A 4,608-nucleotide genomic window follows, 5' to 3' on the forward strand; every position below is an offset into this window, starting at 1 on the left:
GGTGTTGGTCGTCAGGGGCACCAACGTGACCACACCTCGCCCGGTCCGCTCCACCGCCGCGTTGGCACCGTCCTCCCCTCCGGCGTTTGAGGAGCGGGGTCTGGGGCGGAGCCCCAGAAGGATGGGACGGGTAGGGGCGGCGGGGGCGAGAAAAAACCCCCGCGCATCCCGCCCCCGTCAGCCCAGCCTCGACTCCAGTTCCGCCACGATCTCGTTCACGCCGATCGCCGTCTGCTCGCCGGACTCCATGTCCTTGAGCTGGACGACGCCCTCGGCGAGGTCGCGCTCGCCGGCGACGACCGTGTAGCGGGCCCCGCTGCGGTTGGCGTTCTTCATCGCGCCCTTGAGACCCTTGGCGCCGTAGGAGAAGTCCGCCGCGACGCCCACCTTGCGCAATTCGGTGACCTTCGCGAACAGCACCCGGCGGGCCTCCTCACCCAGCGGGACCGCGAACACGCTGGTCGTGGAGGGGAGTTCGAGCTCGACGCCCTCCGCCTCCAGGGCGAGGACCGTACGGTCGACGCCCAGCGCCCAGCCGACGGACGGCAGCGCGGGACCGCCGATCATCTCGGACAGACCGTCGTACCGGCCGCCCCCGCCCACCGCCGACTGGGAGCCCAGACCGTCGTGGACGAACTCGAACGTCGTACGGGTGTAGTAGTCCAGGCCGCGCACCAGCTTCGGGTCGTCCTCGAAGACGACGCCCGCCGCCGTGATCAGCTCACGGACCTCCTCGTGGTACGCCTTGCAGGCGTCGCAGAGGTAGTCACGCAGCAGCGGGGCGTCGGTCAGCTGCTTCTGGACGTCGGGGCGCTTGTCGTCCAGTACCCGCAGCGGGTTGATGTCCGCGCGGCGCAGCGTGTCCTCGTCCAGGTCCAGGCCGCGCAGGAAGGTCTGCAGCGCCTCCCGGTACACCGGCCGGCACTCCTTGTCGCCCAGGGAGTTCAGCAGGATGCGGAAGTTCCTGAGGCCCAGCGAGCGGTACGCCTGGTCGGCCAGGATGATCAGCTCGGCGTCCAGCGCCGGGTCCTCGGCGCCGATCGCCTCGGCGCCCACCTGGGAGAAGTGGCGGTAACGGCCCTTCTGGGGGCGCTCGTAGCGGTAGTACGAGCCGGAGTACCAGAGCTTGACCGGGAGGTTGCCCGCCTTGTGCAGGTTGGCTTCCAGCGCGGCGCGCAGCACGGACGCGGTGCCCTCGGGGCGCAGGGCGAGCCGGTCGCCGCCCTTGGTCTCGAAGGCGTACATCTCCTTCGTGACGATGTCGGTCGACTCACCGACGCCGCGGGCGAAGAGCTCCACGTTCTCGAAGCCCGGCGTCTCGATGTAGCCGTAGCCGGAGTTGCGCAGCGGCGCGGCGATGGCCTCGCGGACGGCCAGGTACGTCGCGGAGTCCGGCGGAATCAGGTCGTAGGTGCCCTTGGGGGCCTTGAAGGTGCTCACGGAAGGTCTCTCGTCACATTCCTCGTCGGGGAGCGTCCACATCCGCGCCGTGGTCTCGGCCTGCGGCCGCTTGCCGCAGATACGGGTTGGTGGCGCGCTCCTGACCGATGGTCGTCTGGGGGCCGTGGCCGGACAGCACCACGGTCGAGTCGTCGAGCGGCAGGCACACGCGGGCCAGCGAGTCGATCATCTCGGCCATGTCACCGCCGGGCAGGTCGGTGCGTCCGATGGAGCCGGCGAAGAGCAGGTCGCCCGAGAAGAAGACCGGCGGGATGTCCGCCGCCTCGGGCAGCTCGAAGGTCACCGACCCCTTGGTATGGCCCGGCGCGTGCGCGACGGACAGCTCCAGACCCGCCAGCTCCAGCCGCGCGCCGTCGGTGAGCTCGTGAACGTCGTCCGGCTCGCCCACGGTCAGCTCGCCCATCAGCGGCATCCCGATGGAACGCCCGAGCGCCTTCTCGGGGTCGCTCATCATGAACCGGTCCTCGGGGTGGATCCAGGCCGGCACGTCGTGCGCGCCGCACACCGGGACGACCGAGGCCACATGGTCGATGTGGCCGTGAGTGAGGACGACGGCGACGGGCTTGAGCCGATGCTTCTTCAGCGTTTCCTCGACGCCTTGGGCGGCCTGGTGGCCGGGGTCGATGATCACGCACTCCTCACCGGCGGCGGGGGCGACGAGATAACAGTTCGTCCCCCAGGCCCCGGCGGGGAACCCGGCAATGAGCACGATCGTCCTTCGTTGTGTCGATTCGGGTGGGCATCAGGACGGTTACGCCTGTGGTCAGAGCCTACCGGCGCTGCCGATTCCTCAGCGAACCCATATACGGTACGGGGCACACGCAGGCAGTCGGCTCACACGACGCACGCGCCCCAGTCGACGTACGGACGCATGAGGAGAGAACCCGGTGGTCACCCAGGAACAGCGGAAGCGTCAGCTCGCCCGGGAGAAGTTCTTGCGGCAGCAGCAGCGGCGCACGGCCGCCCGGCGCAAGGCGCGCATGCGCAACTCGGTGATCGCGTCGGTGCTCGGCGTGGTCCTGGTGGGCAGCCTGGCCCTGTACACGTCCGGGGTCCTCAAGGAGGACGACAAGGCGAGCGCGAGCTCCGACACCACGCCGAGCGCCGCGCCGACCAGCAAGGCGCCGGACCCGTGTGAGAAGCCCGCGGCCGGCAAGGTGAAGAAGGCGACCTGGAAGAAGGAGCCGGCGGTCACCATCGACAAGTCGGCCCCGTACACGATGAAGCTCGCGACGACGTGCGGCGAGATAGACCTCGAGCTGAAGACGTCGGCGGCGCCGCACACCGTGAACTCGTTCGCCTTCCTCGCGGGCAAGGGCTTCTTCGACCACACCAAGTGCCACCGGCTGACCACCCAGGACATCTACGTGCTGCAGTGCGGCGACCCGACGGGCACCGGCAGCGGCGGTCCCGGTTACACGATCCCGGACGAGAACCTGAAGGACAAAAGCCTCAAGAACAACATCTACCCGGCGGGCACGGTCGCGATGGCGAACACCGGGCAGCCGCACTCCGGCGGCAGCCAGTTCTTCCTCGTCTACCAGGACAGCCAGCTCCCGCCGAGCTACACACCGTTCGGTACCGTGTCCGCGTCCGGCATGAAGGTCCTCAAGAAGATCGCCGCCGCGGGAGCGCAGCCCGCGGACCCCACGACGCAGAACACGGCACCCAACGCGACGGTCGTGATCAACAAGGCAACCGTCACCAAATCCTGACCTTCAGCTGCGAAATTTCGGTCGCGCGGGATGCGGACAGGCAACCCGCCGGTCGCCTATGTTGGCCGTGACGAAACTGTGGACGATGCCCGGGGGTGCTGAGGCCCTCCGCAGGCATCATGTGGAGGAGGCGCTGTGAGCAGCGACCCGTGGGGCCGCGTCGACGAGACGGGGACCGTGTACGTGCGTACGGCCGACGGCGAGCAGGTCGTCGGTTCCTGGCAGGCAGGCTCCCCCGAGGAAGCACTGGCCTACTTCGAGCGCAAGTACGAAGGCCTGGTTGTCGAGATCGGCCTCCTCGAAAAGCGAGTGAAGACCACCGACCTGTCGGCGAAGGACGCGCAGGCCGCCATCGATCACATCCGTGAGCAGGTCGACGCGCATCACGCGGTCGGCGACCTGGGCGCCCTGCGGGTCCGGCTGGACAAGCTGGTGGAAACGGTCGAGAAGCGTCGCGAGGAGCGCAAGCAGCAGCGCGCGAAACAGTCGGACGAGGCCCGGCACTCCAAGGAGGCGCTGGTCGCCGAGGCCGAGGAGCTCGCGCAGTCCGACCAGTGGCGGGCGGCGGGTGAGCGGCTGCGTTCCCTGGTGGACACCTGGAAGGGGCTGCCGCGCCTGGACCGCAAGTCGGACGACGAACTGTGGCACCGCTTCTCGCACGCCCGCTCGGCGTTCTCCAAGCGCCGCAAGGCCCACTTCGCGTCGCTGGACGCGCAGCGCGAGGAGGCCCGCAAGACCAAGGAACGCCTGGTCGCGGAGGCCGAGTCGCTGTCCGGCTCGACGGACTGGGGCCCCACGGCCGCCCGCTACCGCGACCTGATGTCCGAGTGGAAGGCGGCCGGCCGCGCCCAGCGCGAGCACGAGGACGACCTGTGGAACCGCTTCCGTGGTGCCCAGGACGTCTTCTTCGCCGCCCGCAGCTCGGTCTTCGCGGAGCGGGACGCCGAGCAGTCGGAGAACCTGAAACTGAAGGAGGAGCTCGCCGAGGAGGCCGAGAAGCTCCTGCCGATCGGGGAGCTGAAGGCCGCCCGGGCCACGTTCCGCTCGATCAACGAGCGCTGGGAGGCCATCGGCCATGTGCCGCGGGACGCCCGGCCGAAGGTCGAGGGCCGGATGCACGCCGTCGAGCGGGCCATCCAGGAGGCCGAGGAGACGGAGTGGCGCCGGACGAACCCGGAGGCACGCGCACGTGCCGAGGGTCTGACGGGCCAGCTCCAGGCGGCCGTGGACAAGCTGACGGGCCAGATCGAGCAGGCGCGCGCCCAGGGCAACAACGCCAGGGCCGACAAGCTCCAGCGTGAGCTGGAGGGCCGCCAGGCTCTTCTGGACCAGGCGCTGAAGGGCCTGCACGACTCGGACATCGCCGCCTTCACGCACTGCGCCGCCGCCCTGGACCGTACCCTCCCGGTGATCGCCGCCTCCGACGGACTCC

The 4,608-nt window shown here is 69.6% G+C and carries 4 protein-coding genes; 2 read left to right on the plus strand and 2 right to left on the minus strand.

All coding sequences use genetic code 11. The annotated features are described in order from the left end of the window. Positions 1-177: 177 nt before the first annotated feature. Both hisS and ABZ027_RS43015 read right to left on the minus strand, forming a co-directional pair. Positions 178-1,440, minus strand: coding sequence for a histidine--tRNA ligase (gene hisS / locus ABZ027_RS43010; protein ID WP_356778545.1), 1,263 nt, complete (start codon positions 1,438-1,440; stop codon positions 178-180). A 13-nt stretch (positions 1,441-1,453) separates the two neighbouring features. After that, positions 1,454-2,170 (minus strand): MBL fold metallo-hydrolase, encoded by a 717-nt coding sequence (locus ABZ027_RS43015; RefSeq protein ID WP_356778547.1) that lies wholly within the window; start codon positions 2,168-2,170, stop codon positions 1,454-1,456. A gap of 178 nt (positions 2,171-2,348) precedes the next feature. On the opposite strand from ABZ027_RS43015, the gene ABZ027_RS43020 reads away from it, so the two are divergent. Then, positions 2,349-3,176: a peptidylprolyl isomerase gene (locus ABZ027_RS43020; protein WP_356778549.1), complete on the plus strand. Its 828-nt coding sequence runs from the start codon at positions 2,349-2,351 to the stop codon at positions 3,174-3,176. Positions 3,177-3,311: 135 nt separating this feature from the next. Beyond that, a partial coding sequence (locus ABZ027_RS43025) for a DUF349 domain-containing protein (RefSeq protein ID WP_356778551.1) occupies positions 3,312-4,608 on the plus strand: 1,297 nt, incomplete at its 3' end.

It is taken from the genome of Streptomyces sp. NPDC006332, assembly GCF_040612855.1.
In the GTDB taxonomy this organism is placed as follows: domain Bacteria; phylum Actinomycetota; class Actinomycetes; order Streptomycetales; family Streptomycetaceae; genus Streptomyces.